Annotated in this window: 3 protein-coding genes; all 3 read right to left on the reverse strand. The window is 69.0% G+C overall.

The features are described 5' to 3' along the window. Positions 1-597: dTMP kinase (tmk, locus tag XINFAN_RS20250; RefSeq protein WP_124088668.1), on the reverse strand; the 597-nt coding region annotated here is incomplete at its 3' end. Between the two features lie 9 nt (positions 598-606). Continuing rightward, the gene (locus XINFAN_RS20255; RefSeq protein ID WP_124088669.1) at positions 607-1791 is read right to left on the reverse strand and encodes a D-alanyl-D-alanine carboxypeptidase family protein; all 1185 of its coding nucleotides are present in this window, start codon (positions 1789-1791) and stop codon (positions 607-609) included. Positions 1792-1801: 10 nt separating this feature from the next. After that, positions 1802-2025, reverse strand: a 224-nt coding sequence (locus tag XINFAN_RS20260; protein ID WP_148087162.1) for an SPOR domain-containing protein, incomplete at its 5' end; no start/stop codon positions are given.

Consider the following 2025-nt stretch of genomic DNA (forward strand, 5'->3'; position numbering starts at 1 on the left):
GGCGGCGACCCCGGTTGCGACCTCGGCGGGGGGGCGGGCGCCATCGATCACCCGGAAGCGCTGCGGCGCTTTGGCGGCGAGGGCGAGGAAGCCCTCGCGCACCCGGGTCTGGAAGGCGAGGCCCATGTCCTCGAACCGCATCTCGGAGCCCTGGCGGGCGGTGGCGCGGGCGAGGCCCTCTGCCGGGGAAAGGTCGATCAGCAGTGTCAGGTCGGGGTCGGTGCCGATCATCAGATCATGCAGCCGGTCGACGGTTTCGCGCAGATCGCCGCGGGTCAAGCCCTGGAAGACGCGGGTGGAATCGGCGAAGCGGTCGCAGATCACCACCTCGCCGCGGGCGAGCGCCGGGCGGATGGTCTTTTCCAGGTGGTCGCGCCGCGCGGCGGTGAACAGAAGGATCTCGGTCTCGGGCGACCAGCGGTCGGCTGCGCCTTCCAGCACGAGGCGGCGGATTTCCTCGGCGCCGGCCGAGCCGCCCGGTTCGCGTGTCAGTGTGACGGTATGGCCGGCCGCGCGCAGATGATCGGCCAGCATCCGGGCCTGGGTGCTTTTCCCCGAGCCGTCGATCCCCTCGAACGAGACGAAAAGCCCCGCCACGGCCCGGGCTCAGCTGGCCGGGGCGGCGGTTCCGCCCATCACATAGGTCTTCCACAGCACGCCCGCGGCGGTGGTCAGGCGGCGGGCGAAACCGGCCCTGGCGACCTCGGTCTCGGTCACCAGCGGCACCCGGCGCTCGGGCAGGCCCGGGACGAAGATCACCATCTCGGCCACCTGCTCGCCGGCGGCGAGCGGCGCGTGCAGCGGGCCTTTGTAGGTCACTTCGGCGCGGACGTTCTCCTGCACCAGCGCGGGGACCAGCAGTTTCAGATCCTCGGCGGGCACGAGGCCCACGCTGTCGGCCGCGCCCATGAAGACCTCGGCCTCGGCCACCCGCACGCCTTTGCCGGCCACGGTCTTCTCGGCGAACTGGCGGAAGGCCCAGGCGACGATGCGCTCGGCCTCTTCGGCGCGGGCCTTTTCCGTGGGCAGGCCGGTGATCGCGAAGATCACCCGGCGATTGCCCTGTTTCGCGCTGCCGACGAGGCCGTAGCCCGCCTCCTGGGTATGGCCGGTCTTCAGCCCGTCGGCGCCGATGTTGAGCTTCAGCAGCGGGTTGCGGTTCCAGCGGTTGTCGGGCGAGCGGTTCTTGTAGTCGTATTCGGTCTCGGCGAAGATCGGGTAGTATTCGGGGAATTCCCCGATCAGCCGCTGTGCCAGAATGCCGAGGTCGCGCATCGACATCCGGTGCCCGTCGGCGGGCCAGCCCGAGGCGTTTTTGAAGCTGGATCCGGTCATGCCCAGGGCCCGGGCGCGTTCGGTCATCTGGGCCGAGAAGGCGTCTTCGGTGCCCGCCAGCCCCTCGGCCACCACGATACAGGCGTCGTTGCCGGAATTGACGATCATGCCGTGGATCAGATCCTCGACCGTGGGCCGGTCGGTGTGCTGGAGAAACATCGTCGAGCCGCCGCGCCGCGTCATCTCGACCGCGCGGTCCGAGACGGCGAAGGCGGTGTCCATCCGGACACGGCCGTCGCGCAGGGCCTCGAACAGCATGTTGATCGTCATCAGTTTGGACATCGAAGCCGGCGGCAGCGGCTCGTCGGCGTTCTTGTCCATCAGCACGGTATGGGTGGTCACATCATAGACCCATGCCGCGCGGGCCTGGGTCTCGAACGCATGCGCCGGGCTGAACGAGACGACCGCAAGCACGAGGGCGGTTTTCAGATGCGGCAGGATCCGGCGCAGGAACATCGGCTCTCCCTCATTTAAGCATATAGGCGTCGGCGAAACCGGCGGCCTTGATTTTCTTGAGCAAAGCGGCGTCGCCGCGGGCGAAGACCGACCAGTAATCCTTGCCCTGCGCGCTTTCCTTGCGGACCTGGGCCTGGATGCCGGCTTTCGCCAGCTGGTCGCGGGCGCGGGTGGCGTTCGCCTCGACCGAGAAGAAACCGATCTGGATCGCCTTGCCGCCGGATGGGGCGGGGG

Source organism: Pseudogemmobacter humi, assembly GCF_900609055.1.
In the GTDB taxonomy this organism is placed as follows: Bacteria; Pseudomonadota; Alphaproteobacteria; order Rhodobacterales; family Rhodobacteraceae; genus Pseudogemmobacter; species Pseudogemmobacter humi.